We start from the raw sequence: 24,480 nt of genomic DNA on the forward strand, positions 1-24,480 counted from the left end.
TTCTACTGGCGGTTCGTGCAGGCCAGCGCCAGGGCCTCGTTCGGCGGAAGCTACGAGACGCCCGTCACTCGGTGACCTCCACCAGATACTCGGCCAGCTCGGGCCGCTTGGGCGGGCGCCCGTCGCCCGAGGACCGGCCGGTCAGGCGGCGGCCGATCCAGGGAAGCAGGTACTGGCGCGCGAACCGTACGTCCGCGACCCGGCGCGTGACCCAGCCCGGCGGCAGGGATGCCGGCGGCGGAACGTGCCACTCGGTGTCCTCGGGCTCGTAGCCCAGCGACTGCCAGACCGCCTCCGCCACGCGGCGGTGTCCCTCGGCCGTGAGGTGCAGCCGGTCCACGTCCCACAGCCGCGGGTCGCTCAGCGCGGGCGCCCCGTACAGGTCGACGACGACCGCGCCGTGCCGGGCCGCGAGCTCGTCGACATGCGCGAACAGCTCCTCCATACGCGGCCGGAACCGCTCCAGGACGGGCCCCTGCCGACCGGGGCTGCGCATCAGCACCAGCTGCTCGCAGGCCGGCGTCAGCCGCTCCACGGCCTCGGTGAGCAGCCCCTTCACCCGCTCCATGTCGCACTTGGGGCGCAGGGTGTCGTTCAGGCCGCCGACGAGGGTGATCACATCGGCGCCCATCGCGGCGGCGACGTCCACCTGCTCGTCGACGATCTGCCCGATGAGCTTGCCGCGCACGGCGAGGTTCGCGTACCGGAAGCCGGGCGTGCGCGCGGCCATCCGCGCGGCGAGAAGGTCGGCCCAGCCGCGGTAGGTGCCGTCCGGCATCAGGTCCGACATGCCCTCGGTGAAGGAGTCGCCGACCGCGACCAGGCTGCTGTGGGTGGGGTTCGTCTGCATGGCGTCAGCGATGGTAACCCGCCGGACATACCCAGCGGTCGGTCACCCCCGGCAAGGCCAGTGCCCTGAGACCACCCGTGTCCAGGCCGCGCCTTGCCCGGGACACCCCTCCCCGCGAACCACCCACCCCCGGAGCCCCCGGAGCCCCCGGAGCCCTCGGAGCCCCCGGAGCCCTCGGAGCCCCCGGAGCCCCCGGAGCCCCCGCTCACGCCGGCTGGCCGAACAGCTCCCGCAGCACGTCCTCCATGGTCACCAGGCCCGCCAGCCGCCCGTCGTCCCCGATCGCGGCGGCGAGGTGCGTACGGCTGCCCCGCATCGCGGTCAGCACGTCGTCCAGCGGTGTCGTCTCCCGTACGCGCGCGATGGGCCGCATGTCCCGCAGCCGGAAGGCGACATCCCGCGGCGAGGCGTCGAGGGCGTCCTTCACATGCAGGTAGCCCACGATGCGCCGGCCTTCGTCGACCACCGGGAACCGGGAGAACCCGGACTCGGCCGACAGCCGCTCCAGCTCCTCCGGGGTGACGCCCACGCGCGCGTAGACGACCCGCTCCAGCGGGAGCACCACGTCGCGCACCGGCCTGCGCCCCAGCTCCAGCGCGTCGTTGAGCCGTTCGCGCGTGCGGGCGTCGATCAGTTCGGCATCGCCGGAGTCGCGCACCAGACGGGCCAGCTCCGCGTCCGAGAAGGTCGCCGTGACCTCGTCCTTCGTCTCGATCCGCATCAGCTTGAGCAGGGTGTTGGCGAACGCGTTGATCGCGAAGATCACCGGCCGCAGCGCCCGCGCCAGCGTCACCAGCGGCGGCCCCAGCAGCAGCGCGCTGCGCACCGGCTCGGCCAGGGCGATGTTCTTCGGCACCATCTCGCCGAGCAGCATGTGCAGATAGGTGGCGAGGGTCAGCGCGATGACGAACGACACCACGTGCCCGGCGCCGGCCGGGACGCCGACCGCGTGGAACACCGGCTCCAGCAGATGCGCGATCGCCGGTTCGGCGACCACACCGAGCACCAGGGTGCACAGCGTGATGCCGAGCTGTGCGGCCGCCATCAGGGCGGACACGTGTTGCAGCCCCCACAGCACGCTGCGGGCGCGCCGGTCGCCGTCCTCGGCGTGCGGTTCGATCTGGGATCGGCGTACGGAGATCAGCGCGAACTCGGCGCCGACGAAGAAGGCGTTGACGACAAGGGTCGCCAGACCGATCAGCAGCTGTACGGCGACCATCACCGGCCCCTTTCCTCGTCGTGCCGGGCGCCTTCGGTGCCGGCGGTGCCGGCGGTGCCGGCGGTGCCGGCGGTGCCGGCCGTGTCGGCCGTGTCGGCCGTGTCGTCCAGGGGTGCGTGCAGCAGCACGCGCGCGGCGCGGCGTCCGCTCGCGTCGACCACGTCCAGCCGCCAGCGGCCGACCTGGAGGGTGTCGCCCTCGGCCGGGATGCGGCCGAGTTCGGTGGCGACGAGGCCGGCGAGGGTCTCGTACGGCCCCTCGGGCGGCCGCAGGCCGACGCGCGCGAGCTGGTCGATGCGGGCGGCGCCGTCCGCGGAGTACAGGGCGTGGCCGTCCTGGTCGGTGCCGGCCGGGGCGAGGTCGGGGGTCTCGTGCGGGTCGTGCTCGTCGCGGACCTCGCCGACGACCTCCTCGACGATGTCCTCCAGCGTGGCGACGCCGGCGGTGCCGCCGTACTCGTCGATGACGACGGCCATGGTCCGCTTGCCGGACAGCCGGTCCAGCAGGCGGTCCACCGTGAGCGACTCGGGCACCAGCATCGGCTCGCGCATCAGCTCGGCGACCCGCACCCGGGGACGCCGCTCGGCGGGCACGGCCAGCACGTCCTTGATGTGCGCGGTGCCCACCACGGAGTCGAGGTTGCCCCGGTAGACCGGGAACCGGGACAGGCCGGTGGCGCGGGTGGCGTTGGCGACGTCCTCGCAGGTCGCCTGGACGTCGAGGGCGACGACCTGGACGCGCGGCGTCATCACGTTCTCCGCGGTCAGGTCGGCGAGGTTCAGCGTCCGCACGAACAGCTCGGCGGTGTCCGGCTCCAGGGCGCCCTCCCGCGCGGAGTGCCGGGCGAGCGCGGCCAGCTCCTGCGGCCCGCGCGCGGAGGCCAGCTCCTCGGCGGGCTCGATGCCGAACCGGCGCACCACCCGGTTGGCCGTGTTGTTCAGGTGGGTGATGAAGGGCCGGAAGGCGCGGCTGAACCAGCGCTGGGCGTTGCCGACCGTCTTGGCCACGGCCAGCGGCGAGGAGATGGCCCAGTTCTTGGGCACGAGCTCGCCGACGACCATCAGGAACACCGTCGACAGGGCCGTGCCCAGCACGAGCGCCAGCGAGGACGCGGTGGAGCGGGACAGGCCGACCGATTCGAGGGGGCCCGCGATGAGCCGCGAGATGGACGGCTCGGCGAGCATACCGACGACCAGGTTGGTGACGGTGATGCCGAGCTGGGCGCCGGAGAGCTGGAAGGTGAGGTTGCGTACGGCCTTCAGGGCGCCGGCCGCGCCGCGTTCACCGCGCTCGGCCGCCGCCTCCAGCTCGCCGCGCTCCACCGTCGTCAGCGAGAACTCGGCGGCGACGAAGGCACCACAGGCGAGCGAGAGCAGGATCGCCACCAGCAGCAGGAGCACTTCGGTCATCGGGTCACCTCCGTCCCATGATCGGACAGGGTGGTGGACAGTGCGCGATGTCGGCTACTGGGAGGCTCGCCCATGGACGGACGCTCACACCTTTCGAAGGGAAGTGACCGCGAACGGTCGGACACGGTCCCCCAATGGTAAAGGATCGGCAAAGCGGGTCAGGGTGTGAGGGGCTTCACCCAGCGCCGCCACTTCTCCTCCGGCGCGTACCCCGCCGCGCGCCACGCATGGTGCGCCGTCTCGTTGCGGGTGAGCACCATCGCGTCCCCGCGCCGGCCCCCCAGCCGTACGAAGCGCTCCTCGGCCGCGTTGAGCAGCGCCGAGCCGATGCCGCGGCGGCGCCGCTCGGGGTGCACCGCGAGCCGGTACAGATGGCAGCGCCAGCCGTCGAAGCCGGCGATCACCGTGCCCACCAGCCCGCCGTCCAGCTCGGCCAGCAGCAGCGCCTCCGGGTCGCGCTCCACCAGCCGCGCCACCCCGGCGCGGTCGTCGCTGATGCTGGTCCCCTCGGCGGCCGCCTTCCAGAAGGCGAGCACGGCGTCGAGGTCGTCGGGCGTCGCGGCCCGTATCCGCAGGTCGGTCATCCGTTGATCACACCACGCGCGGCCCCGCCGGACGGTGAATTCCGCCATGCGGACGTCACTCGTGCGCGATCGCCGCCAGTACGTTCATCCGCGAGGCCCGCAGCGCCGGCAGCAGCGCCGCCACCACCCCGACGACCGCCGAGCCGACCACCACGGCGACGATCGTGCCCCAGGGGACCGCCAGCGCGGCCATGCCCTGCAGCGCCAGCACCTGCTGCATGCACACCCCCCACACCAGTCCGAGCCCGAGCCCCAGCACCGCGCCGAACACGGCGATGACCACCGACTCCAGCCGGATCATCCGCCGCAGCTGCCGGCGCGACAGCCCGATCGCCCGCAGCAGCCCGATCTCCCGGGTGCGCTCCACCACCGACAGCGCCAGCGTGTTGACGACCCCCAGCACCGCGATGACGATGGCCAGCCCGAGCAGGGCGTACACGAGGTACAGCAGCACGGCGATCTGGTCGTGGATCAGCTGCTTGTAGTCGGCCAGGTCCCGCACCTGCACCTGCGGATACGCCTCCAGCGTCCGCTCCAGGGCCGCGCGCAGGGCGTCGTCGTCCGTGCCCGCGCCGCCGTTGACGTAGACCGCGGAGTCCTGGCCGCCCGGTGCGTACCGGTCCAGCGTGGCGAGGGAGAAGTAGAGGCCGCCCCGGTTGCCGAAGCCCTCGGCGGTCTCCTGGTCGGTGAGCGCCCCCACGGTCAGCTCGGCGGTCCGGCCGCCGCGGAACTCCACGGGAAGCGCGCCGCCGAACCGGACGCCGTGGTCGCGCGCGAAGTCCACGTCCATCGCGAGATGCCCGCCGGCCAGCGCGCCCGCGGTGTCGCCCTGCGCGTAGGTGATGTTGGCGACCTCGTCGAGCCGCGGGTCGTAGCCGCCGGCCGTGGTGGTGACGCGGTCGCCGTCCGGCAGCGTCACGGCGACGGGGGTGAACCGCGCGCGCACGACGAGCCCGACGCCCTCCGTGTGGCGGATCTTGTCGGTGACCTCGGCCGGGAAGGGCACGAAGTTGCTGTTCTGCACGACGAAGTCGGCGCCCAGCGTCTTGTCGATCTGCTCGTCGAAGGACCGGGTCATCGACGCGCTCGCCACCGACATCCCGCCCACCAGTGCCAGGCCCACCATCAGCGCGGCCGCCGTGGCGCCGGTCCGGCGGGGGTTGCGCAGGGCGTTGCGCTGGCTCATCCGCCCGACCGGCCCGAACAGGGCGGGGAAGCCCGCGCCGAGGACCCGGATCACCGGGCGTACCAGCAGCGGGCCCGCGATCACGGTCGCCACCAGCGTCAGCACCACCCCGAGGCCCAGCAGGGACGCCGCCGTGGCCGTCCGTGACGCGGCCGCGCAGCCCGCGAGAGCCGCCGCGCCGGCCGCCCCCACGACCACGCCCACCACCGCGCGCACCTTCAGCGGCCGCCCCACCCCGGCGACCTCGGCGTCGGAGAGGGCCGCCATCGGGGAGACGGCGGCCGCGCGCCGGGCCGGGAGGTAGGCGGCGACGAAGGTGACGCCCACGCCGACGACGTACGCCACCACGGGCGTGCCCCAGCCGATCACCATCTCGGCGGCCCTGATGTGCATGCCGAGCAGGCCCATCAGCTCGATCAGCCCGACCGCGAGGCCGATCCCGGCGGCCAGCCCCAGCGTGGAGCCGACCAGTCCGAGCAGCACTGCCTCGGTGAGCACCGACCGCCGCACCTGACGCCGGTCGGCGCCGAGCGCGCGCAGCAGGCCCAGTTCGCGGGTGCGCTGGGCGATCAGCATCGAGAAGGTGTTGACGATCAGGAACACGCCCACCAGCACGGCGACACCGGCGAATCCCAGCATCACGTACTTGATGACGTCGAGGAACCCGCCCAGCTGGTCCACGTCCGACTGCGCCTGTTCCTCGGCCGTCCGCAGCTCGTAACGGTTCGCGCCGGCGCCGAGCGCGGCGGCCACCCGCTGCTTCAGCACGCTGTCGCTCACCCCTTCGACGGCGTCGACGTCGATGCCGGTGGCGGCCTTCGCGTCGCCCAGCAGCCTCGACCGGGCGGTCGGCGGGTCGAGGTAGAGCAGGGCCGAACCAGGGTTGGTGGTGGTGAAGGTGACGATGCCGACGACCTTCACGTCGAACGAGCCGGGCGCGGCGATCACGGTGAGCGTGTCGCCGATGCGGACGTCCGCGCGGTCGGCGGTCTCCGAGTCCAGCAGCGCCTGCGCGGGACCGCGCGGGGCGCGGCCCGAGGTGAGTTCCACGGGACTGCGGCCGCTGGGCTGCCAGCCGGTGCCGATGGTCGGCGCGCCGGTGGTGGGGCTCACCGACTCGTGGTCCTCGTCGGTGACGGTGATGCCGTTGACGTCGACGTCCGCGCGCGCGTCGGCCACTCCGGCCACCCGCCGTACGCGCTCGGCCAGCGCGGCCGGCAGCGTCGGGGTGAAGCCCGACGGCACGGCCTCGTCGAGCGTGTCGCCCGGACTGATCGTCACATCGGCGGCCGTGGAGGCGAAGAGCCGGTCGAACGTGCGGCTGACGGTGTCCGAGAAGATCAGGCTGCCCGCGACGAACGCGACGGACAGCACCACCGCCAGCGCGGACAGCAGCAGCCGCCCCTTGTGCGCGAGGAAGCTGCGGAGGGTCGCCTTGAGCACGGACTCAGGCCTCCCCGCCGGAGGCGCCGCCGGGAGTGCCCCCGGCGAAGAGGCGCATCCGCTCCAGCACCGCTTCCGACGTCGGCCGCTCCATCTCGTCCACGATCCGCCCGTCCGCGAGGAAGAGCACCAGGTCGGAGTGGGCGGCGGCACCCGGGTCGTGGGTCACCATCACCACGGTCTGCCCGAGGTCGTCGACCGCCTCCCGCAGAAAGCCCAGCACCTCCAGACCGGCCCGCGAGTCCAGGTTGCCGGTCGGCTCGTCGGCGAAGATCAGCTCGGGACGGGAGACCAGCGCCCGGGCGCAGGCGACGCGCTGCTGCTGGCCGCCCGACAGCTGGGCCGGCCGGTGTGCGAGCCGGGCGCGCAGCCCCAGCGTGTCGATGACCTGGTCCAGCCACGCCTGGTCCGGCTTCTGCCCGGCGATGTCCATGGGCAGGGTGATGTTCTCCAGCGCGTTCAGCGTCGGGATCAGGTTGAACGACTGGAACATGAACCCGATCCGGTCCCGGCGCAGCCGCGTCAGGTCCCGCTCGCGCAGGCCCGTGATCTCGGTGTCGCCCAGCCACACCTGCCCCGCCGAGACGGTGTCGAGCCCCGCCAGACAGTGCATCAGCGTGGACTTGCCCGACCCGGACGGCCCCATGACCGCGGTGAACCGGCCGCGCGCGACATCCACGTCCACCGCGTCCAGGGCGATCACGGCCGTCTCGCCGGAGCCGTACGCCTTGGTCAGGCCCCGGGCGCGCGCGGCGATCCCGTCGGCGGACGCCAGGCCGGGCGCGTGCTCCGCAGCAGGTGTGGACAAGGCCGCCTCCTCGCTCGGGGACATCGGGCACTCCTCGCCCGGCCGAGCCTAATGTGACCGGCGGCACACTCGGTATCCTCCTCAGGTACCTCTTGCCGGTGCTAGCACTCCGGCGCTAGCTTCGAGGTATGGCGAAGACCCAGCTGAACGTCCGCGTGGACGAGGGCACGGCCCGCGCGGCCCGCGAGCGCGCCCTGGCCCGCGGCATGAGCGTCAACCGCTACATCGAGGAGCTGGTCCGCCAGGACACCGGCGAGGTCGGCCACACCTTCGTGGAGGCCGCCGCCGACTTCATGAAGAGCTACGCGTCGGTGTTCGCCGAGGAGTTCGGCGACCCGAAGCGCGAAGACCGTCGCTGAGCCCTTGAGCCCCCTCCGCATCGACCTCGCCTGGCTGCTCATGCTCGCCGAGCAGTACACACCCGGGGACCCGCAGGTCAGCGACTGGGGCGCGCTCGTCGCCGCCGTCGCCCGCCACGAGGCCGAGATCTTCGACGTCCCCGTCTACGACAGCCCGCACGCCCGCGCCGCCGCCCTGCTCCAGCTCCTCGTCCACGTCCCGGCCCTGGAGCGCTCCAACGCCCTCTTCGCCTGCGCCGTGGCCTACGCCTACCTCGTCGCCGGCGGCCTCAAGGTCGTGACCTCACCCGAACAGGTCCGCGACCTGGCCCGCCTGGTCAAGACGGGCGAGGCCTCGGTCCACGACATCGCGGCCGAGCTGCGGCAATGGAGCACGGAGGCATAGGGCCTGTCTGACAACTCCCGTCGTCCGCCCCCTCCCGCGACGCCGACCTGATCCGGGCGACAGCCGACAGCCCTAGCCCTCCGGCCGCCAGGCCGTCCCCAGCACGCAGTACGACGTCGGAAGCACCGGGCCCTTCTCCGGCATCAGCAGGCGCCGGTACGGGCCGAGTTCGAAGCCGGCGGAGCGCAGCGCGGTCACCGGGTCGCGGGAGACGTGGCAGTTGCCGTTGACGCGGGGCCACAGCGTCAGGTCGAGGGCGCGCTGGGTGTTGGTCATGGCCCGGCCTCCGCCCCGCCCGTGTTCGAAGAAGCGCACCTCACCGCCGGGCCGCAGTACCCGCCGCACCTCGCCGAGCGCCCGCGGCACGTCCCGCACGCTGCACAGCACCAGCGACAGCACGACCGCGTCGAACGCCTCGCTCTTGACCGGCAGCGCCTCCGCCGAGCCAGGCACCACGTCCACCGGCACCCCGGCCCGCACCGCGGCGTCCACCGCGAGCCGCCGCAGGGTGCGCTCGGGTTCGATGCCGACGACCTCGGAGACGGTGCCCGGGTAGTGCGCGAAGTTCAGCCCGTTGCCCGCGCCCACCTCCAGCACCCGGCCGGACAGCCCGGCGAGCAGCCGGCCGCGGATGCGGCCCATGCCCATCCGGGTCTCGGCGGCCACACTGACCCGGGCGTAGTAGCGGGCGAACAGCGGATGGTGCACGGCATCCCGCGCCGGCTTGCCGGCAGCCGTGGAACGCAGCGGCATGGAGACCTCCTCGACGGGACGGGCCCTACGCCGATTCTGCCCCGCGCCGCCGCCGCGCAGCCACGCGCGCGTGCCTGTCTACGATCCCGCCGGCGCCGCCCACCGCGCCGTGAAGGCGTCCGCGTCCCAGGTCCCGTCCAGCCCCGGCGCGAGCCATCCCGGCGCGGCGGCCCGGAAGCGGTCCGGGGCGAGGTCGGCCGCACCGGCCGGCAGGGCGCCGAGCAGGGGAGCCGCCGCCACCTCCGGCAGGTCGGCGAGGTTGCAGCGGCAGGCGAGGTCGGCGTCCTCGGGCCAGCTGCCGATGACCACACCGGCCATGCCGAGGCCGCGGCGGCGCAGCTCACGGGCCGTCAGCTCGGTGGTGTTCAGCGTGCCCAGGCCCGCCGAGGCCACCACCAGGACCGGCGCGCCCAGCAGCTCCGCCGCGTCCGCCAGCGTGCCGCCCTCGTCGTCGAACCGCACCAGCAGCCCGCCCGCGCCCTCCACCAGCACCAGATCGTGCTCGGCGGCGAGCTTGGCGGCGGCGTCCGCGATCTCCTGGGGCCGTACCGCGGTACGCCCCGCCCGCCGCGCGGCCGTGTTCGGGGCCAGCGGCTCCGGGTAGCGGGCCAGTTCGGCCGTGGCCACCTCGCCCGCGAGCCGCGCCACCTCGTCGGCGTCCCCGCGCTCGTCCGGCCGTACGCCCGTCTGCGCGGCCTTCAGCACGGCCACCGACCGGCCGGCCGCGAGCGCCGCGGCGGCCACCGCGGCGGTCGTGACCGTCTTGCCGACCTCCGTGCCCGTGCCCGTGATCACCAGAACCGGCATGCTGTCCTTCACTCCGTTCATCCCTCGCGCGCGGCCGCGCACACGGCCCGCGCGATCCGCGCCACGTCCTCGTCCCCGGTGACGTACGGCGGCATCGTGTAGATCAGGTCCCGGAACGGGCGCAGCCACACGCCCTCGCGCACCGCGGCAGCCGTGGCCGCCGCCATGTCGACCGGGTGGTCCAGCTGGACCACACCAATCGCGCCGAGCACCCGCACGTCCCGCACCCCGGGCAGCTCCGCCGCGGGGGCGAGCCCCTCGCGCAGGCCCGCCTCGATGCGCTTGACCTCCGTGGCCCAGTCCTGTCCGAGCAGCAGGTCCAGCGAGGCGCAGGCCACCGCGGAGGCGAGCGGGTTGGCCATGAACGTCGGCCCGTGCGCCAGCACCGGCACCTCGCCCCGCGAGATCCCGTCGGCCACGCGCGGTGTGCACAGCGTCGCCGCCATGCTGAGATAACCGCCGGTCAGCGCCTTGCCCAGGCACATCACATCCGGCGTCACACCGGCGTGGTCCGCCGCGAACAGCGCGCCCGTACGCCCGAACCCGGTCGCGATCTCGTCGAACACCAGCAGCACGTCGTGCGCGTCGCACGCCTCGCGCAGCACCCGCAGATAGGCGGGGGAGTGGAAGCGCATGCCGCCCGCGCCCTGCACCACCGGCTCCACGATCACCGCGGCCAGCTCGTGCGCGTGCTCCGCGATCGCCGAGCGCAGCAGCTCGGCGTACGCCTCCTCGTAGGCGGCCGGCGGCGCGTCGACGAACACCTGCTGCGGCAGGACACCCGACCACAGCGCGTGCATCCCGCCGTCCGGGTCGCACACGGCCATCGGCTGCCAGGTGTCCCCGTGGTAGCCGCCGCGCCAGGTCAGCATCCGCCGCTTCTCCGGTCGGCCCAGCGAGCGCCAGTACTGCAGGCACATCTTCACCGCGACCTCGACCGACACCGACCCGGAGTCGCACAGGAACACATGCTCCAGGCCCTCGGGCGACATGTCGACAAGGCGCTTCGCCAGCCGTACGGCGGGCTCGTGCGTGAGCCCGCCGAACATGACGTGGCTCATCCGACCGAGCTGCTCGCCCACGGCCTCGTCGAGCACCGGGTGGCGGTAGCCGTGGATCGCCGCCCACCAGGACGACATGCCGTCGACCAGCTCGCCCGAGCCGTCCGCGAGCCGCAGCCGGACCCCGCTCGCGGACTCCACGACCAGCGGCTGCGCCTGACCGGGCATCGGGCCGTAGGGGTGCCACACATGCCGCCGGTCCAGGTCCAGCAGCTCCGGTACGCCGAGCTCAGGCATTGGGCGCGAGGTCCGTACCGGCACCGCGGCGGCGTACGGCGACCAGGTCGGGGCGCGGCTCGTTCGCCGGGGCGGCGGAGGCGGCCGTACCGCACACGCCACCGTCCGCGTGGGAGCCGCAACCGCCCGCGGCCTCGCCGCAGCCGGCGTCCTCGTGTCCACCGCAGCCCCCCGCCGCCGCGTGGGAGCCGCAGCCCCCCGCGGACGCCCGGTGCTCGGGCAGCGTCACCTCGCCTGCGCCCTCCACCTCGAAGCCGGCGTCGGCGATCATCTCCAGGTCGGCCTTGCCGGCCTGGCCCTCGCTGGTGAGGTAGTCGCCGAGGAAGATCGAGTTGGCCAGGTGCAGCGCGAGCGGCTGGAGCGTGCGCAGGTGGACCTCACGGCCGCCCGCGATACGCACCTCGACGTCCGGGCACACGAACCGGACCATCGCCAGGATGCGCAGACAGCGCTGCGGGGTGAGGTTCCACTCCTTGGCCAGCGGCGTGCCCTCGAACGGGATGAGGAAGTTCACCGGCACCGAGTCCGGGTCCAGCTCGCGCAGCGAGAACACCACGTCGACCAGGTCCTCGTCGCTCTCGCCCATACCCGCGATGAGACCCGAGCAGGCCGACAGACCCGCCGCGTGCGCCTTCTGCACGGTGTCGACGCGGTCGGCGTAGGTGTGCGTGGTCGTGATGTCCGCGTACGTCCCCTCGGACGTGTTGAGGTTGTGGTTGTAGGCGTCGGCGCCCGCCTCGCGCAGCCGCTCGGCCTGGCCGTCCGACAGCAGGCCGAGGCACGCGCACACCTCGACGTCCTCGTGCTGGTCCTTGATGGCCTTGATGGTCTCCGAGACCCGGTCCACGTCACGGTCCGTCGGACCGCGCCCGCTGGCCACCAGGCAGACCCGCTTGGCGCCGCCGGCCAGACCCGCGGCGGCCGCCTGGGACGCCTCGTCCGGCTTGAGCCACGTGTACTTGAGGATCTCGGCCTTCGACCCCAGCCGCTGGGAGCAGTAGGAGCAGTCCTCGGGGCACAGGCCCGACTTGAGGTTGACCAGGTAGTTCAGTTTCACGCGCCGCCCGAACCAGTGCCGGCGCACCTTTCCGGCCGCGGCCACGACGTCGAGCAGCTCGTCGTCCGACGTGGCCAGCACGGCGAGCGCTTCCTCGCGGGTCGGCAGCTCGCGCCGAAGCCCCTTGTCCACCAGCGTGTTCAGCAGATCCATGAGAGCCGATCCTGTCGTACGGACCCACCCGGGGCCAATGTGACTTCGCACAACGAACGGCCTTCGACGTGTGGGTATTGCCACACCGTGGGCGGGTGATCCTGCGGCTAGTGTCTGTCCGCTGCCTACAAATCCTGCGGAGGGACCCATGGCGTTCGGCTGGATCGACGAGTCGGCGGAACAGCGCCGCCGCGCCGGACTCGTACGGACGCTGCGTCCGCGCCCCGCCGAATCGCCGCTGCTGGACCTCGCAAGCAACGACTACCTGGGCCTGGCCCGTCACCCCGAGGTCGTCGCCGGGGCGCAGGAGTCCGCCGCGCTGTGGGGCGGCGGCGCGACCGGCTCCCGTCTGGTCACCGGCACCACGGAACTGCACACCGCGCTGGAGCGCGAGCTGGCCGGCTTCTGCGGCTTCGAGGCGGCCCTGGTCTTCTCCTCCGGGTACGCCGCCAACCTCGCGGCGGTCACCGCGCTGGCCCCGCACGGCTCGCTGATCGTCTCCGACGCGGGCAACCACGCCTCGCTCATCGACGGCTGCCGGCTGGCCCGGGGCACCACCCAGGTCGTCGGCCACGCCGACCCTGACGCCGTCCGCAAGGCCCTGGGCACCCACGACGGCCCCGCGGTCGCGGTGTCCGACACGGTCTTCTCCGTCGACGGCGACGCGGCCCCGCTGGCCGCCCTCGCCGAGGCCTGCCGCGAGCACGGCGCGGGCCTGGTCGTCGACGACGCGCACGGCCTGGGCGTCCTCGGTGACGGCGGGCGCGGCGCGCCGCACGCGGCCGGTCTCGCGGGCGCCGAGGACGTCGTCGTGACGGTGACCCTGTCGAAGTCGCTGGGCAGCCAGGGCGGCGCGGTCCTGGGCCCCGCGCGGGTGATCGAGCACCTGGTCAACGCTGCCCGGACGTTCATCTTCGACACCGGCCTCGCCCCGGCGGCGGCGGGCGCTGCGCTCGCCGCCCTGGAGCTGCTGCGCCGCGAGCCCGAGCGGGCGGCGCGGGCGCGGCAGGTGGCGAGGGAGCTGTACGAGCGGCTGACGGCGGCCGGCCATGAGGCGGTGCGGCCGGACGCGGCCGTGGTGTCGGTGCGCGCTCCGTCCCCGGAGCAGGCCGTGCGGTGGGCGGCGGACTGCCGCGCCGCGGGGGTGGCCGTGGGCTGCTTCCGGCCGCCGTCCGTGCCGGACGGCATCTCCCGGCTGCGGCTGACCGCCCGCGCGGACCTCTCCGGGGAACAGATCGAACGCGCTGTGCGGGTGATCGGTGAGACGCGACCGTGAGTCGGCGAAGCACGGCCGTGTTCCGGAACCGATCCCTTTTCGGAAGAGGACGATCCTGGGTCGCCCTCAGTGGAATGCGGCCGTGAAACCGGCCCAGCTCTCGGGGGAGAAGAGCAGCGCGGGTCCTTCCGGCCTCTTGGAGTCGCGCACGGCGAGACGGCCCGACCAGCGGGCCGTCTCCACGCAGTTGTTGGCTCCGGTGCTGTAGCTGCTGCGCAGCCACTTCGCGCTGTGCAGTCGGGTACTGGAGGGGACGTTCCGAGGCAGTGCAGACATGGTGCCTCCTTATGCGCCGTCAACTGTCCCGGCGATGTGATCCAGCGAGTCCTCGGGTGAAAGGGCGTGCGCCTGAAGGGTGTTGAAGGCCTCGGTGTAGGCCTCCAGGTCTTCTTTCCGTTCGAGGTAGAGGCTACTCGTCATGTGGTCGAGAACAACCACGTCCAGATCAGAAGTGCGCGGAAATGAGAAGATAACGAAAGGCCCGGTGATGCCGATATGCGCCCCGGCGGAGAACGGCAGCACCTGGATACGGACCTGCGGCAGCCGCGCCGCCTCAAGCAGCCGCCGCCGCTGGCCCTCCATCACCTCGGGCCCGCCGACCTCCCTGCGCAGCACGGCCTCGTCCAGCACGGCGCTCAGTCTGAGCGGGGGCTGCGCCCGCAGCACCTCCTGGCGGGCGAGCCGCACCTGCACCAGCGCGTCCACGCGCTCGTCCGGCTCGTCGGCCAGGCCGGCCACCGCGGCCCGGGTCACCGCGCGGGCGTACTCGGGGGTCTGCAGCAGCCCGGGCACCACCGAGGTCTCCAGTGTGCGCATCGCGCTGGCCTGCGACTCCAGGCTGATGAAGTCCCGGTAGGCGGGTGGCAGCACCCCGCGGTAGGCGTGCCACCAGTGGTGCCGGCCGATCCCGTCGTCGGAGCCCGCCAACATCATCAGCAGCTCGCGCAGTTCGGGATCCGAGACACCGTAGGCGTCCAGCAGTAACCGTACGTCCGACGGTTTCACGCCACTCGCGCCCGTCTCGATCCGGCTCACCTTCGACTGATGCCAGTCCACCAGCCGGGCCGCCTCGCCGCTGGTGAGTCCCGTGCGGGCGCGTAGCGCACGCAGCTCCGCGCCGAGTTTTCGGCGGCGCACCGCCGGTCCGTGCTGCATGGGCCCCTCCCTGCTCCTCAAGGGCCGCCCAAATACGCTCTGCCGTCGCAGAGTTCACCGCTTCGAGCGACAGATATATGCATATCTTGGTGGATCGCCACCGTTACCGGCGTACTGGTGGCAGTCTGGCGAACGAAACACCGGTCCGGGACCGTACTCGAACCATCCGATGCATGTCGGACCGCGATCCCGTGGGAAAGGGACGACGTCGCCATGGCAGACCACCTGGAAGCATCCGTCACTCTGCCGAGCGATCCCGCCTCGGTCTCCGCGGCCCGCGCCTTCGTCGTCGGCACCCTCGGGGAGTGGGGTCTGCCGGCGGACACGGACGGCGCCGACACCGTCCGGCTGATCGTCTCCGAACTGGCCACCAACGCCGTACAGCACACCTTCGGGCAGTCACCCACCTTCACGGTGGAAGTGCGTCTGGAGCGCGACGAACAGCTGCGCATCGGGGTCACCGACAGTCATCCGCGGTTCCCGAAGCGACTGCCGGCCGCGGTGCAGCAGGACAACGGCCGCGGCATGGTGATCATCCGCTGTCTCACGGCGGAGTGCGGCGGCCGGCTGCGCGTCAGACCCACCCGTGAGGGCGGGAAGACCGTCCTCATCGAGCTCCCCTGGACCGTCCCGGCCCGGCCGGTGACCACAGCGGGCCAGCAGGAGCCGTGAGCCCCCGAGAGCGCGCACCAGCGCCGCTCGGGGGCCCAGGAGAGCCGGTCCCGGGCGCCGACGGCCGGTCAGGAGGCCTCGGCGCCCGGGACCGGGTCAGCTGACGCGGCCGTACCAGACGCTGCTCGTCCAGATCTTCTGCAGCCTGACCACGTCGCCCGTCTTCGGCGCGTGCCAGATCCGGCCCTTCCCGGCGTAGATGCCCACGTGGTAGACGTTCGAGCCCGAATGGAAGAACACCAGGTCCCCCGCCCTGCGGCTCTTGGCGGAGATGTGCCGGGTCTTGTTGTACTGCTGGGCGGCCGTACGCGGCAGGGACTTGCCCGCCTTCTTGAACGAGTAGAGCGTGAGCCCGGAGCAGTCGAACCGGTACGGACCCGTGGCGCCGTACTTGTAGGGCGAACCCTTCTTCGAGGCCGCCACCTGCAGGGCCTTCGTCGCGGGCGTGGCGGCCTGGGCCTCGGCGGCGACACCGGGCACCACCAGGGAGCCGCCCACGGCGGCGAGGGTCAGGGCCGAGGCCGTACCGGCACGGGCCATGAGAGACGGGACACGATTCTGCGCGGTCATGCGCAACCCTTCGTCAGCCGCCTGTGAAGGATGACCTGTCGGATTCGGGCTGGCGAAGTGGCCCGGCCGCCCGAAGGCGGCTTCACCCCAAGGACCGCTCGGACAACTGCTCTCCGGCGGACCGTCGTGCTTGGGTCCTCCACTCCTGCCGATCCACTCCTGTCGACCGGTCATCCGGGCGGCGGCAGGACTCGGCGTCCGCCCGGATCGCCCCGCCGCGGTGGCGGGGGCTTGTCGTCAGACAGGGATCTTCACTCACAACTGTCCGAAATACCCAGTGGAACCGGGGATTTGTGTTGTTACTCACCACTCGCCCGTTCGGGTGGACAGCTTGATCGACAAGCGTCCGTCAAGACCGCCGAAAGCCCCCGGACCAGGGACGGAACGCATTGCTCCGCGGTGAAGGCGCGCGCACCGCGCAACCGTTGGGGCCCCGAGATAGGACAACCGTCTACTCCGAAAGGGGGTACGTCATCTGGTCCGTTTAACAGCGGCTCCGCGCGCTCAGCCGTCGGAGCGCGACGGCAGCGCCACCCGCGCGGTGCGGCGCTCGCCGTCCAGGACGCGCAACGCCCGCGCCAGCGTCGGCGCGTGCAGCTCCGACTCACCCCGTTGGTGCATCAGGGCGAGTGCGTCGCGCAGTTCGGCGGCCTTGCGCACCAGCGCCTGGGCGGCCCGCAGTCCGCCGTACGTGTCGCCGTGGTGCGCGGGGTTGATCCGGCCCAGCAGGTCGACCGTCTCCAGGTAACGGTCGATCAGCTCTCCCTCCGCGCGCGTCAGCGCGGGCAGCGGCGGCAGTTCGGGTGGCAGCACCGGCGCCTCACTCCCCGTCCGGCGGGGCGAGGGCAGCCGCGCGGGCGGGCACGATCCGGTCCACCAGGCCGTACTCCAGCGCCTCCTGGGCGGTGAGGACGCGGTCGTGCTCGATGTCCGCGCGCACCTGCTCCCGGCGGCGCCCGGTGTGCCGGGCCGGCATCTCCTCCAGCCCGGCCCGCGTCCGCGGCAATTCCCGGGCCCGGCCCGCCGGATCGCCGGCCTGTCCCTCCACCGGCTCGCCGAGGGCGGGCTGGCGCAGCGTGATCCGCGCACCCGGCAGCGCCAGCCGCCTTCCCGGCGTACCCGCAGCGAGCAGCACCGCCGCGGCCGTACCGGCCTGCCCCAGGCAGACCGCCTCCACGTCGCAGCCGACGGAGCGCATCGTGTCGTGGACCGCCGTCATGGCGCTGTACGAGCCGCCCGGCGAGTACAGGTGGAGCGAGATGTCCCGGTCGGGGTCCCTGTGCTCCAGATACATGAACTGCGCCGTCACGTCGTTCGCCGACGTGTCGTCGACGCGTGTGCCCAGCAGGACGATCCGTTCCTCCCGCAGCTTCGTGTACGGGTCCCCGGTCCCCGGCCCGGAACCGGTGCGCTCGGCGGGCAGGACATGGCGCGCGGACGGTGGGCTCATGACTCACGCCTCCTTCCGGATCCCCGACGGAGGGGCTCCGTGAAAAATGTACAGGACGTACATGACGTAATGTGGGGAGCATGGCCTACGAGATTCCGGTGACGCAAGCCCGCGCTGAGCTCGCCGACCTCATCAACCGCGTCGTGTACGGCGGCGAGCGCGTCGTCGTCACCCGGCACGGCAAGCCCCTGGTCGCCCTGGTCTCCGCCGCCGACCTGGAGCGACTCGACGCACTGGACGCCCCCGCCGAGGAGCAGGTGGTCAGCGCCGTCTCCGCGGTCCGCGAGGTCGCGTCCGCTCCGCGCGAACACCACCGCTTGGGCATCGCGGCGGAACGCCGGGGGCCGAGCGCGTCGTAGAAGTCTCCCCACGCCGAGTCGCCCGCGCCGGCCCGCGCCGAGGCCCCCCGCGCCTGACACGGGCCCGCCGACCCCTCCGCCCCGCTACGGCGTGAGGGCGGGCTCCCGCTCCGGTGTCGGCCCGGTCGCGCGGGGCCGGCTGATGGCGGGGCCCAGCAGGACGGCACCGAGGCCGACGACCACCCACCACGTCAGCGTCAGGGCGGGTCCGGTCGCGGCGGCGCCGTCGAAGTACGACACCGAGCGGATCAGCGTCGTCCCCGCGCCCGGCGGCAGCCACTGACCGAGGGCCCCGGCCGGCTCCGGCAGCATCTGCGGGGCCGAGGCCGCCGCGGAGAACGGATTGCCCAGCAGCATCACCAGGCCGGCCATGACGCCGATCCCGGCCGGGCCGATCAGCGCCGCGAGGCCGGCGACCGCGGAGCCGACCGCCAGCGCGGCCAGCCCCAGGGCGCCGGCCTCCGCCCACCAGTCGCCGGTGAGCACGCCCAGCCAGCTGTGCGCGAGGGCGGCCGCGACCACGCCGACCAGGGCCGCCGCGCCCATCAGGCCGGCCGCCGCGCGCACGCCCCGCAAGCCGCTCAGCGTGACCAGGGCACCCATCGCGATCCCGGCCAGGGCCAGCGGCAGCACGCTCGCGGTCAGTGCCGCCCCGCGCGGGTCCCGCTCCGGCGCGGCGGCCACGTCGACCACGCGCGGCCCGGCCCCGGCCGGGGCCTGCTCGGCCACCGCCTGCCGGAGCAGCTGGGCCACCAGCGGGCTCGCGGCGGAGGCGGTGAGCAGCTCGGGGCCGCGCTCGCCCACCACGACCGCGCCGTAGACGGACCGGTCCTCGATCGCCCGGCGGGCCGCGTCCGCGTCGGCGTACCGGTGGACGTCGAAGGCGCCCTCGTGTGCCTCCAGGCGCCGCTCCACCTGCGCGGTGGCGGCGGTGGGGCCGGCCACACCGATCGGGAGGCCGCGCGGCGCGGTCCGGGCGGCCGGCCAGGCGAAGGCCCACAGGGCGAGGGCCGCGAGGAGCGGGACGAGGACGACGACCGCGAGGAGTCGGCGGGACGCGGGCGACGGTGCTGGGGTGGACATGGGCTCTCCGGCCTCTCGGATCGAGAAGAAGGGGCGTTCGTCAGAAGGTCAAGGAAGGGCGCCAAAAAGAAGGATCGTTCGTTTTACCGCGTCTCCAAGCTGCTCCTCCGTGTCCCTCCTTGTCAAGAAGGAACGTTCGTTTTAGGTTGCGGTCATGGCTCGCGTATCCCAGGAACACCTCGACGCCCGGCGCCGGCAGATCCTCGACGGCGCCGCGCTGTGCTTCGCCCGCAACGGCTTCCACGCCACGTCCATGCAGGACGTGCTGAAGGAGGCCGAGCTGTCCGCCGGGGCCGTCTACCGCTACTTCAGCGGCAAGGAGGAGCTGATCGCCGCGATCGTCTCCGAGGTGCTGGGCGAGGTCCGCGAGGCCTTCGAGACGGCCGCCGAGCAGACCCCGCCCCCGCCGCCGGACCGCCTCGTGGCCGCCGTCCTCAGCCGCACCCTCGCCCTGCGCGAGAACCTCACGGTCGACGGACAACCCGCCTTCCCGCGCCTGGTCGTCCAGGTCTGGTCGGAGATCCCGCGCAACGACGGCCTCGCCGAGGTCCTGCGCGAGGGCTACGGCTCGGTGCGCGAGGCCTGGGCGCGGATCGTGCGGGTCTACCAGGGGTCCGGGCGCATGCGCTCGGACATCGAGCCCGACCATGTCGCTCGTACGATGATCGCCGCCGTGCTCGGATTCATCGCCCAGCAGGCGCTGTTCGGCCCCGCCCCGGTCGACGTCCTGCGCGACGGACTGCGCGCGCTGATGAGCATGACGGACGCGGAGCCGGACGCCGCCGGGTCACAGGTTGGTTAACGTCCCCGAAACGCGGCCCAACTAGCCTGCCCCACCACGCCACCAGGGACTTTGCTGGACGGCGGCGACATCGCGGACCCCGCACGGTCCGGAACGAGGATGTGAGGTGGGACGTGCAACTGACCCCGCACGAGCAGGAGAGGCTGCTGATCCATGTGGCGGCCGACGTCGCCGGGAAGCGCCGGGCCCGCGGGCTCAGACTCAACCACCCCGAAGCCGTCGCCCTGATCACCTCGCACATCCTCGAAGGCGCCCGGGACGGCCGTACGGTCGCCGAGCTGATGGCCTCCGGGCGCCGGCTGCTCACCCGGGACGACGTCATGGACGGCGTCCCGGAGATGATCCACGACGTGCAGGTCGAGGCCACTTTCCCGGACGGCACCAAACTCGTCACCGTCCACGACCCGATCGTGTGAGGGGGCGGCGATGATTCCCGGCGAGATCCTGTTCGCGGACGAGCCGATCGTCTGCAACGAGGGCCGCGAGGTCACCCGCCTGACCGTCCTCAACGCCGCTGACCGGCCCGTCCAGGTCGGCTCCCACTACCACTTCGCCGAAGCCAACCCGGGCCTGGCCTTCGACCGCGCCGCCGCCCGCGGCAAGCGGCTGAACGTCCCCGCGGGGACGGCCGTACGCTTCGAGCCCGGCATCCCCGTCGAGATCGAACTCGTCCCGCTGGCCGGTGCCCGCGTGGTGCCCGGGCTGCGCGGGGAGACCGGAGGTGCCCTCGATGCCTGAGATCTCCCGCGCCGCTTACGCGGACCTGTTCGGGCCGACGACCGGCGACCGCATCCGGCTCGCCGACACCGATCTGCTGATCGAGGTCGAGGAGGACCGCAGCGGAGGGCCCGGACGCTCCGGCGACGAGGCCGTGTTCGGCGGCGGCAAGGTCATCCGCGAGTCCATGGGGCAGGCCCGTGCCACGCGCGCGGACGGCACTCCGGACACCGTCGTCACCGGCGCGGTGATCGTCGACCACTGGGGTGTGATCAAGGCGGACGTCGGCATCCGCGACGGCCGCATCACCGGCATCGGCAAGGCCGGCAACCCCGACACCATGGACGGCGTGCACCCGGATCTGGTCATCGGGCCGGAGACCGAGGTCATCGCCGGCAACGGCCGCATCCTGACGGCCGGCGCGATCGACGCGCACGTCCACTTCATCTGCCCGCAGATCGCCGACGAGGCACTGGCGTCCGGCATCACCACGCTGGTCGGCGGCGGCACCGGACCGGCCGAGGGCTCGAAGGCCACCACCGTGACACCCGGCCCCTGGCATCTGGCCCGGATGCTGGAGGCGATGGAGGCCCACCCTCTCAACATCGGCTTTCTCGGCAAGGGCAACACGGTCTCCCACGAGGCGATGCTCTCCCAGATCCGCGGCGGCGCCCTCGGGCTGAAGCTGCACGAGGACTGGGGATCCACCCCGGCCGTCATCGACGCGGCGCTGACCGTCGCCGACCGCACCGGCATCCAGGTCGCCATCCACACGGACACGCTGAACGAGGCGGGCTTCGTCGGCGACACCCTCGCCGCGATCGCCGGACGCGGCATCCACGCGTACCACACCGAGGGCGCCGGCGGCGGACACGCGCCCGACATCATGACGGTCGTCTCCGAGCCGCATGTGCTGCCCAGCTCCACCAACCCGACCCGGCCGTTCACCGTCAACACCGCCGAGGAACACCTCGACATGCTGATGGTCTGCCACCACCTCAACCCGGCCGTCCCCGAGGACCTCGCCTTCGCCGAGTCCCGCATCCGGCCCTCGACCATCGGCGCCGAGGACATCCTGCACGACCTGGGCGCCATCTCGATCATCTCCTCCGACTCCCAGGCCATGGGCCGCGTCGGCGAGGTGATCATGCGCACCTGGCAGACCGCGCACGTGATGAAGCGGCGGCGGGGAGCGCTGCCGGGGGACGGGCGCGCCGACAACCGCCGTGTCCGCCGCTATGTCGCCAAGTACACGATCAACCCGGCCCTCGCCCAGGGCCTCGCGCGGGAGATCGGGTCGGTGGAGAGCGGCAAGCTCGCCGATCTCGTGCTGTGGGAACCGGCGTTCTTCGGCGTCAAGCCGCACCTCGTCCTCAAGGGCGGCCAGATCGCCTATGCGCAGATGGGCGACGCCAACGCCTCCATCCCCACCCCGCAGCCCGTCCTGCCGCGCCCGATGTACGGCGCGATCGGCCGCGCCCCCGCGTCCAACTCGGTCAACTTCGTCGCACCCCTGGCCGTCGAGGACGGGCTGCCCGAACGGCTCGCGCTCGGCAAGCGGTTCGTGGCCATCGAGTCGACCCGCTCGGTCACCAAGGCGGACATGCGGGAGAACGACGCCCGGCCACGCGTCGACATCGACCCCGACAGCTTCGCCGTGCACATCGACGGCGAACTCGTCGAGGCGACCCCCGCGGCCGAACTGCCCATGGCCCAGCGCTACTTCCTCTTCTGATGTCCAGGGCAGCGCTACTGGTCCTGGCCGACGGCCGCTTCCCCGCCGGAGGGCACGCCCACTCCGGCGGGGCCGAGGCGGCCGTCAAGGCCGGGCGGATCACCGACGCCGCGAGCCTGGAGGCCTTCTGCCGGGGGCGGTTGCACACGGCCGGACTGGTGTCGGCCGCGCTCGCCGCGTCGGCCGCGCTGGGGGTGGACGCGGCGGAGCTGGACACCGCCGCCGACGCCCGCACCCCGTCGCCCGCGTTGCGGGGCGCCGCACGGAAGCTGGGGCGGCAGCTGCTGCGGGCCGGGCGTGCCACGTGGCCGTCGGCCGAACTCGACGCCCTGGCAGGGCGGTTCCCCAAGGGCGCGCACCAGCCTGTCGTGCTCGGGGCCGTCGCCCGTGCGGCCGGGCTCGACGCGGCCGACGCGGCGTACTGCGCGGCGTACGAGGGGGTGAGCGGGGCGGCGACCGCTGTGGTGCGGCTGCTCGGGCTCGACCCCTTCGAAGCGACGGCCGTGCTCGCGCGGCTGGCCCCGGAGCTGGATCGCGTCGCGGACCGGGCGGTGGAGGGGGCCCGGCGGGTGGCCGAGCAGGGAGTCGACGCGCTGCCCGCGGCGTCCGCGCCGCTGCTGGAGATCTCGGCGGAGGTGCACGCGGGGTGGCCTGTGCGGCTGTTCGCGTCCTGACTTTCTCGCCCCCGCCGCCCCTTCCCGTCCGTCCCCGGGGGCTTCGCCCCCGGACCCCCCATCCGCCTGAACGGCCTCGTCCTCGAACGCCGGACGGGCTGAGATCGGAGCCCTGTTTCATGCACCTCGACCACTCCCACCACGGCCCCGCCGCACTCAGTGCCGACGCCCGTCGGCCCGACGGCTCGCGCCGGGCCCTGCGGATCGGGCTGGGAGGGCCCGTCGGATCCGGCAAGACCGCGACCGTCGCCGCCTTGTGCCGGGCGCTGCGGGAGGAGTTGTCGCTCGCCGTCGTCACCAACGACATCTACACGCGCGAGGACGCCGAGTTCCTGCTCCGCGAGGCCGTGCTGCCGCCGGAGCGGATCGCCGCCGTGGAGACCGGGGCATGTCCGCACACCGCGATCAGGGACGACATCTCCGCGAACCTGGAGGCGGTGGAGGACCTGGAGGAGGAGGTGGGACCGCTCGATCTGATCCTGGTCGAGTCCGGGGGCGACAACCTCACCGCCACCTTCTCCAAGGGCCTGGTGGACGCGCAGATCTTCGTGATCGACGTGGCCGGCGGGGACGACATCCCGCGCAAGGGCGGCCCCGGAGTGACCACGGCCGACCTGCTGGTCGTCAACAAGACCGACCTCGCGCCGTACGTCGGCTCGGACCTGGAGCGGATGGCCGCCGACGCCAAGGCGCAGCGCGCCGAACTGCCGGTCGTCCTCCAGTCGCTGCGCGGCGGCGGGGCGGGGGTCGGCGAGGTCGCCGCATGGGTGCGGGCGCAGCTCGCCGCGTGGCGGGCCCGCCCGTGAGCGGGGTACGCGCCACCGCACGGATGGCCGCTCGCGCCGACGGACGGGGCGGTACGGCCCTGCCCGTGCTGGAGAGCGAGGGGCCGCTGGCGCTGCGCCGGACCCGGGGGAGCGGCAGTGAGGCCCGTGTGCTCATCGTCGGCGCCATGAGCGGTCCCCTCGGCGGAGACCGGCTCGCGGTGCACGCGGACGTCGCCGCGGGCGCCCGGCTGCACGTCGGCTCGGCCGCCGCCACCCTCGCGCTGCCCGGACAGGCCAAGGGCGAGGCGCGTCACGACGTACGGCTCGACGTCGCCGACGGCGGTGAACTGCACTGGCTGCCCGAGCAGTTGATCTCAGCACGCGGCAGCGACCTGTACGTCACCACCCGTGCCGACCTCGCGCCCACGGCCCGCCTCGTGCTGCGCGAGGAGCAGGTGCTCGGGCGGGCGGGGGAGGAACCCGGGCGGCTCGGCAGCCGTCTCACCGTGCGGGTCGCCGGGCGTACCGTGCTCGACCAGGAACTGTCCTGCGGGCCCGGGGCGCCGGGCGGCTGGGACGGCCCCGCCGTGCTCGGCGGACACCGCGCGGTCGGCCAACTCCTGGTCGTGCGGCCGGAGTACGGTACCTGTCCGGTGCCTGCCGCGGTCCTCGGGGAGGGGGCCGTGCTGATGCCGCTCGCCGGGCCCGCCGTTCTCGTCGGCGCCGTCGCGTCCGACGCGCTGCGACTGCGGCGGACGCTGGACCGGGCTTTGACGCTGCTCGAAGACGGTCACCGCTGACCGGAAACGCCGCTCCGGTTATCGGATTGGCAAAGAAGACCGGCCGCCCCTGTTGTCAGGGACCTCTCAGCCGACAGGATCGCCCGTACTTGTCTCGAAACAATGTACG

28 protein-coding genes and 1 riboswitch are annotated in these 24,480 nt (G+C 73.2%); of the genes, 12 read left to right on the forward strand and 16 right to left on the reverse strand.

Features of this window, described 5'->3' with window-relative positions; translation table 11 throughout:
- Nucleotides 1-64: 64 nt before the first annotated feature.
- From ACIGXJ_RS13245 to ACIGXJ_RS13270, 6 genes are all read right to left on the reverse strand, one after another.
- Nucleotides 65-850, reverse strand: coding sequence for an SGNH/GDSL hydrolase family protein (locus tag ACIGXJ_RS13245; RefSeq protein WP_399643969.1), 786 nt, complete (start codon nucleotides 848-850; stop codon nucleotides 65-67).
- Nucleotides 851-1,055: 205 nt separating this feature from the next.
- Entirely contained in the window at nucleotides 1,056-2,069 is a 1,014-nt protein-coding gene (locus tag ACIGXJ_RS13250) for a hemolysin family protein (RefSeq protein ID WP_399643971.1), read from the reverse strand.
- Nucleotides 2,069-3,478, reverse strand: a complete 1,410-nt coding sequence (locus tag ACIGXJ_RS13255; RefSeq protein WP_399643972.1) for a hemolysin family protein — start codon at nucleotides 3,476-3,478, stop codon at nucleotides 2,069-2,071. The genes ACIGXJ_RS13250 and ACIGXJ_RS13255 overlap by 1 nt, the downstream gene beginning before the upstream one ends.
- Before the next feature lie 158 nt (nucleotides 3,479-3,636).
- Nucleotides 3,637-4,110, reverse strand: coding sequence for a GNAT family N-acetyltransferase (locus tag ACIGXJ_RS13260; protein WP_399643974.1), 474 nt, complete (start codon nucleotides 4,108-4,110; stop codon nucleotides 3,637-3,639).
- A 7-nt stretch (nucleotides 4,111-4,117) separates the two neighbouring features.
- Nucleotides 4,118-6,691: an ABC transporter permease gene (locus ACIGXJ_RS13265; RefSeq protein ID WP_399643976.1), complete on the reverse strand. Its 2,574-nt coding sequence runs from the start codon at nucleotides 6,689-6,691 to the stop codon at nucleotides 4,118-4,120.
- Nucleotides 6,692-6,695: 4 nt separating this feature from the next.
- Nucleotides 6,696-7,499, reverse strand: coding sequence for an ABC transporter ATP-binding protein (locus tag ACIGXJ_RS13270; protein ID WP_399643979.1), 804 nt, complete (start codon nucleotides 7,497-7,499; stop codon nucleotides 6,696-6,698).
- Between the two features lie 128 nt (nucleotides 7,500-7,627).
- On the opposite strand from ACIGXJ_RS13270, the gene ACIGXJ_RS13275 reads away from it, so the two are divergent.
- The gene (locus ACIGXJ_RS13275; protein WP_399643981.1) at nucleotides 7,628-7,858 is read left to right on the forward strand and encodes an antitoxin; all 231 of its coding nucleotides are present in this window, start codon (nucleotides 7,628-7,630) and stop codon (nucleotides 7,856-7,858) included.
- A gap of 4 nt (nucleotides 7,859-7,862) precedes the next feature.
- On the forward strand, nucleotides 7,863-8,243 hold the full coding sequence (locus tag ACIGXJ_RS13280) for a fic family toxin-antitoxin system, toxin component (RefSeq protein WP_399643983.1): 381 nt from the start codon (nucleotides 7,863-7,865) through the stop codon (nucleotides 8,241-8,243).
- Between the two features lie 72 nt (nucleotides 8,244-8,315).
- On the opposite strand, the gene ACIGXJ_RS13285 is transcribed toward ACIGXJ_RS13280, so the two are convergent.
- The 4 genes from ACIGXJ_RS13285 to bioB all read right to left on the reverse strand — a co-directional run bounded on the left by ACIGXJ_RS13285 (nucleotide 8,316) and on the right by bioB (nucleotide 12,311).
- On the reverse strand, nucleotides 8,316-8,996 hold the full coding sequence (locus ACIGXJ_RS13285; RefSeq protein ID WP_399643985.1) for a class I SAM-dependent methyltransferase: 681 nt from the start codon (nucleotides 8,994-8,996) through the stop codon (nucleotides 8,316-8,318).
- 78 nt (nucleotides 8,997-9,074) lie between these two features.
- Nucleotides 9,075-9,803, reverse strand: coding sequence for a dethiobiotin synthase (bioD, locus tag ACIGXJ_RS13290; RefSeq protein ID WP_399643987.1), 729 nt, complete (start codon nucleotides 9,801-9,803; stop codon nucleotides 9,075-9,077).
- A 17-nt stretch (nucleotides 9,804-9,820) separates the two neighbouring features.
- On the reverse strand, nucleotides 9,821-11,101 hold the full coding sequence (locus tag ACIGXJ_RS13295; RefSeq protein ID WP_399643989.1) for an adenosylmethionine--8-amino-7-oxononanoate transaminase: 1,281 nt from the start codon (nucleotides 11,099-11,101) through the stop codon (nucleotides 9,821-9,823).
- Complete coding sequence (gene bioB / locus ACIGXJ_RS13300) at nucleotides 11,094-12,311, reverse strand: biotin synthase BioB (protein ID WP_399643991.1); 1,218 nt, start codon at nucleotides 12,309-12,311, stop codon at nucleotides 11,094-11,096. Before bioB ends, ACIGXJ_RS13295 begins: the two co-directional genes overlap by 8 nt.
- A gap of 148 nt (nucleotides 12,312-12,459) precedes the next feature.
- Here bioB and ACIGXJ_RS13305 point away from each other — a divergent pair, with 148 nt between their 5' ends.
- Entirely contained in the window at nucleotides 12,460-13,587 is a 1,128-nt protein-coding gene (locus ACIGXJ_RS13305) for an 8-amino-7-oxononanoate synthase (RefSeq protein WP_399643993.1), read from the forward strand.
- A 66-nt stretch (nucleotides 13,588-13,653) separates the two neighbouring features.
- On the opposite strand, the gene ACIGXJ_RS13310 is transcribed toward ACIGXJ_RS13305, so the two are convergent.
- Both ACIGXJ_RS13310 and ACIGXJ_RS13315 read right to left on the reverse strand, forming a co-directional pair.
- Nucleotides 13,654-13,863 (reverse strand): DUF397 domain-containing protein, encoded by a 210-nt coding sequence (locus tag ACIGXJ_RS13310; protein ID WP_399643995.1) that lies wholly within the window; start codon nucleotides 13,861-13,863, stop codon nucleotides 13,654-13,656.
- Between the two features lie 9 nt (nucleotides 13,864-13,872).
- Nucleotides 13,873-14,742 carry a helix-turn-helix domain-containing protein gene (locus ACIGXJ_RS13315; protein ID WP_399643997.1) on the reverse strand — a complete coding sequence of 290 codons (870 nt, stop codon included), beginning with the start codon at nucleotides 14,740-14,742 and terminating at the stop codon, nucleotides 13,873-13,875.
- A 213-nt stretch (nucleotides 14,743-14,955) separates the two neighbouring features.
- Here ACIGXJ_RS13315 and ACIGXJ_RS13320 point away from each other — a divergent pair, with 213 nt between their 5' ends.
- Entirely contained in the window at nucleotides 14,956-15,414 is a 459-nt protein-coding gene (locus tag ACIGXJ_RS13320) for an ATP-binding protein (protein ID WP_399643999.1), read from the forward strand.
- A gap of 96 nt (nucleotides 15,415-15,510) precedes the next feature.
- On the opposite strand, the gene ACIGXJ_RS13325 is transcribed toward ACIGXJ_RS13320, so the two are convergent.
- From ACIGXJ_RS13325 to ACIGXJ_RS13335, 3 genes are all read right to left on the reverse strand, one after another.
- On the reverse strand, nucleotides 15,511-15,984 hold the full coding sequence (locus tag ACIGXJ_RS13325; RefSeq protein WP_399644001.1) for a C40 family peptidase: 474 nt from the start codon (nucleotides 15,982-15,984) through the stop codon (nucleotides 15,511-15,513).
- Between the two features lie 3 nt (nucleotides 15,985-15,987).
- Nucleotides 15,988-16,191: riboswitch (cyclic di-AMP (ydaO/yuaA leader) on the reverse strand.
- A gap of 297 nt (nucleotides 16,192-16,488) precedes the next feature.
- Nucleotides 16,489-16,797 carry a hypothetical protein gene (locus ACIGXJ_RS13330; protein ID WP_399644003.1) on the reverse strand — a complete coding sequence of 103 codons (309 nt, stop codon included), beginning with the start codon at nucleotides 16,795-16,797 and terminating at the stop codon, nucleotides 16,489-16,491.
- Between the two features lie 7 nt (nucleotides 16,798-16,804).
- Nucleotides 16,805-17,434 (reverse strand): ATP-dependent Clp protease proteolytic subunit, encoded by a 630-nt coding sequence (locus ACIGXJ_RS13335; RefSeq protein WP_399644006.1) that lies wholly within the window; start codon nucleotides 17,432-17,434, stop codon nucleotides 16,805-16,807.
- Nucleotides 17,435-17,514: 80 nt separating this feature from the next.
- Here ACIGXJ_RS13335 and ACIGXJ_RS13340 point away from each other — a divergent pair, with 80 nt between their 5' ends.
- Entirely contained in the window at nucleotides 17,515-17,793 is a 279-nt protein-coding gene (locus ACIGXJ_RS13340; RefSeq protein ID WP_399644008.1) for a type II toxin-antitoxin system Phd/YefM family antitoxin, read from the forward strand.
- A gap of 84 nt (nucleotides 17,794-17,877) precedes the next feature.
- Here ACIGXJ_RS13340 and ACIGXJ_RS13345 read toward each other — a convergent pair whose 3' ends face one another.
- A complete protein-coding gene (locus ACIGXJ_RS13345; protein ID WP_399644010.1) occupies nucleotides 17,878-18,876 on the reverse strand; it encodes an ABC transporter permease in 999 nt (332 codons plus the stop codon).
- 154 nt (nucleotides 18,877-19,030) lie between these two features.
- Here ACIGXJ_RS13345 and ACIGXJ_RS13350 point away from each other — a divergent pair, with 154 nt between their 5' ends.
- The 7 genes from ACIGXJ_RS13350 (at nucleotide 19,031) to ACIGXJ_RS13380 (ending at nucleotide 24,371) form a co-directional block, all read left to right on the forward strand.
- The gene (locus ACIGXJ_RS13350) at nucleotides 19,031-19,678 is read left to right on the forward strand and encodes a TetR/AcrR family transcriptional regulator (protein ID WP_399644011.1); all 648 of its coding nucleotides are present in this window, start codon (nucleotides 19,031-19,033) and stop codon (nucleotides 19,676-19,678) included.
- Between the two features lie 113 nt (nucleotides 19,679-19,791).
- Nucleotides 19,792-20,094, forward strand: a complete 303-nt coding sequence (locus ACIGXJ_RS13355) for an urease subunit gamma (RefSeq protein ID WP_399644013.1) — start codon at nucleotides 19,792-19,794, stop codon at nucleotides 20,092-20,094.
- A gap of 10 nt (nucleotides 20,095-20,104) precedes the next feature.
- Nucleotides 20,105-20,416: an urease subunit beta gene (locus ACIGXJ_RS13360; protein WP_399644016.1), complete on the forward strand. Its 312-nt coding sequence runs from the start codon at nucleotides 20,105-20,107 to the stop codon at nucleotides 20,414-20,416.
- Nucleotides 20,409-22,130 (forward strand): urease subunit alpha, encoded by a 1,722-nt coding sequence (locus ACIGXJ_RS13365; protein ID WP_399644018.1) that lies wholly within the window; start codon nucleotides 20,409-20,411, stop codon nucleotides 22,128-22,130. The genes ACIGXJ_RS13360 and ACIGXJ_RS13365 overlap by 8 nt, the downstream gene beginning before the upstream one ends.
- Entirely contained in the window at nucleotides 22,130-22,804 is a 675-nt protein-coding gene (locus ACIGXJ_RS13370) for an urease accessory protein UreF (RefSeq protein WP_399644020.1), read from the forward strand. Before ACIGXJ_RS13365 ends, ACIGXJ_RS13370 begins: the two co-directional genes overlap by 1 nt.
- Nucleotides 22,805-22,923: 119 nt before the next feature.
- A complete protein-coding gene (ureG, locus tag ACIGXJ_RS13375) occupies nucleotides 22,924-23,610 on the forward strand; it encodes an urease accessory protein UreG (protein WP_399644022.1) in 687 nt (228 codons plus the stop codon).
- A complete protein-coding gene (locus ACIGXJ_RS13380) occupies nucleotides 23,568-24,371 on the forward strand; it encodes an urease accessory protein UreD (protein ID WP_399644025.1) in 804 nt (267 codons plus the stop codon). Before ureG ends, ACIGXJ_RS13380 begins: the two co-directional genes overlap by 43 nt.
- The last annotated feature ends 109 nt before the right edge of the window (nucleotides 24,372-24,480 follow it).

This window comes from Streptomyces sp. NPDC053367 (genome assembly GCF_044545925.1).
Taxonomy (GTDB): Bacteria; Actinomycetota; Actinomycetes; order Streptomycetales; family Streptomycetaceae; genus Streptomyces.

Coding starts and splice junctions, on each gene's coding strand:
- ACIGXJ_RS13245 (WP_399643969.1), bottom strand. CDS start 850: ATGCAGACGAACCCCACCCACAGCAGCCTGGTCGCGGTCGGCGACTCC.
- ACIGXJ_RS13250 (WP_399643971.1), bottom strand. CDS start 2,069: ATGGTCGCCGTACAGCTGCTGATCGGTCTGGCGACCCTTGTCGTCAAC.
- ACIGXJ_RS13255 (WP_399643972.1), bottom strand. CDS start 3,478: ATGACCGAAGTGCTCCTGCTGCTGGTGGCGATCCTGCTCTCGCTCGCC.
- ACIGXJ_RS13260 (WP_399643974.1), bottom strand. CDS start 4,110: ATGGCGGAATTCACCGTCCGGCGGGGCCGCGCGTGGTGTGATCAACGG.
- ACIGXJ_RS13275 (WP_399643981.1), top strand. CDS start 7,628: ATGGCGAAGACCCAGCTGAACGTCCGCGTGGACGAGGGCACGGCCCGC.
- ACIGXJ_RS13285 (WP_399643985.1), bottom strand. CDS start 8,996: ATGCCGCTGCGTTCCACGGCTGCCGGCAAGCCGGCGCGGGATGCCGTG.
- bioD (WP_399643987.1), bottom strand. CDS start 9,803: ATGCCGGTTCTGGTGATCACGGGCACGGGCACGGAGGTCGGCAAGACG.
- ACIGXJ_RS13295 (WP_399643989.1), bottom strand. CDS start 11,101: ATGCCTGAGCTCGGCGTACCGGAGCTGCTGGACCTGGACCGGCGGCAT.
- bioB (WP_399643991.1), bottom strand. CDS start 12,311: ATGGATCTGCTGAACACGCTGGTGGACAAGGGGCTTCGGCGCGAGCTG.
- ACIGXJ_RS13305 (WP_399643993.1), top strand. CDS start 12,460: ATGGCGTTCGGCTGGATCGACGAGTCGGCGGAACAGCGCCGCCGCGCC.
- ACIGXJ_RS13310 (WP_399643995.1), bottom strand. CDS start 13,863: ATGTCTGCACTGCCTCGGAACGTCCCCTCCAGTACCCGACTGCACAGC.
- ACIGXJ_RS13315 (WP_399643997.1), bottom strand. CDS start 14,742: ATGCAGCACGGACCGGCGGTGCGCCGCCGAAAACTCGGCGCGGAGCTG.
- ACIGXJ_RS13320 (WP_399643999.1), top strand. CDS start 14,956: ATGGCAGACCACCTGGAAGCATCCGTCACTCTGCCGAGCGATCCCGCC.
- ACIGXJ_RS13325 (WP_399644001.1), bottom strand. CDS start 15,984: ATGACCGCGCAGAATCGTGTCCCGTCTCTCATGGCCCGTGCCGGTACG.
- ACIGXJ_RS13335 (WP_399644006.1), bottom strand. CDS start 17,434: ATGAGCCCACCGTCCGCGCGCCATGTCCTGCCCGCCGAGCGCACCGGT.
- ACIGXJ_RS13340 (WP_399644008.1), top strand. CDS start 17,515: ATGGCCTACGAGATTCCGGTGACGCAAGCCCGCGCTGAGCTCGCCGAC.
- ACIGXJ_RS13345 (WP_399644010.1), bottom strand. CDS start 18,876: ATGTCCACCCCAGCACCGTCGCCCGCGTCCCGCCGACTCCTCGCGGTC.
- ACIGXJ_RS13350 (WP_399644011.1), top strand. CDS start 19,031: ATGGCTCGCGTATCCCAGGAACACCTCGACGCCCGGCGCCGGCAGATC.
- ACIGXJ_RS13360 (WP_399644016.1), top strand. CDS start 20,105: ATGATTCCCGGCGAGATCCTGTTCGCGGACGAGCCGATCGTCTGCAAC.
- ACIGXJ_RS13365 (WP_399644018.1), top strand. CDS start 20,409: ATGCCTGAGATCTCCCGCGCCGCTTACGCGGACCTGTTCGGGCCGACG.
- ACIGXJ_RS13370 (WP_399644020.1), top strand. CDS start 22,130: ATGTCCAGGGCAGCGCTACTGGTCCTGGCCGACGGCCGCTTCCCCGCC.
- ureG (WP_399644022.1), top strand. CDS start 22,924: ATGCACCTCGACCACTCCCACCACGGCCCCGCCGCACTCAGTGCCGAC.
- ACIGXJ_RS13380 (WP_399644025.1), top strand. CDS start 23,568: ATGGGTGCGGGCGCAGCTCGCCGCGTGGCGGGCCCGCCCGTGAGCGGG.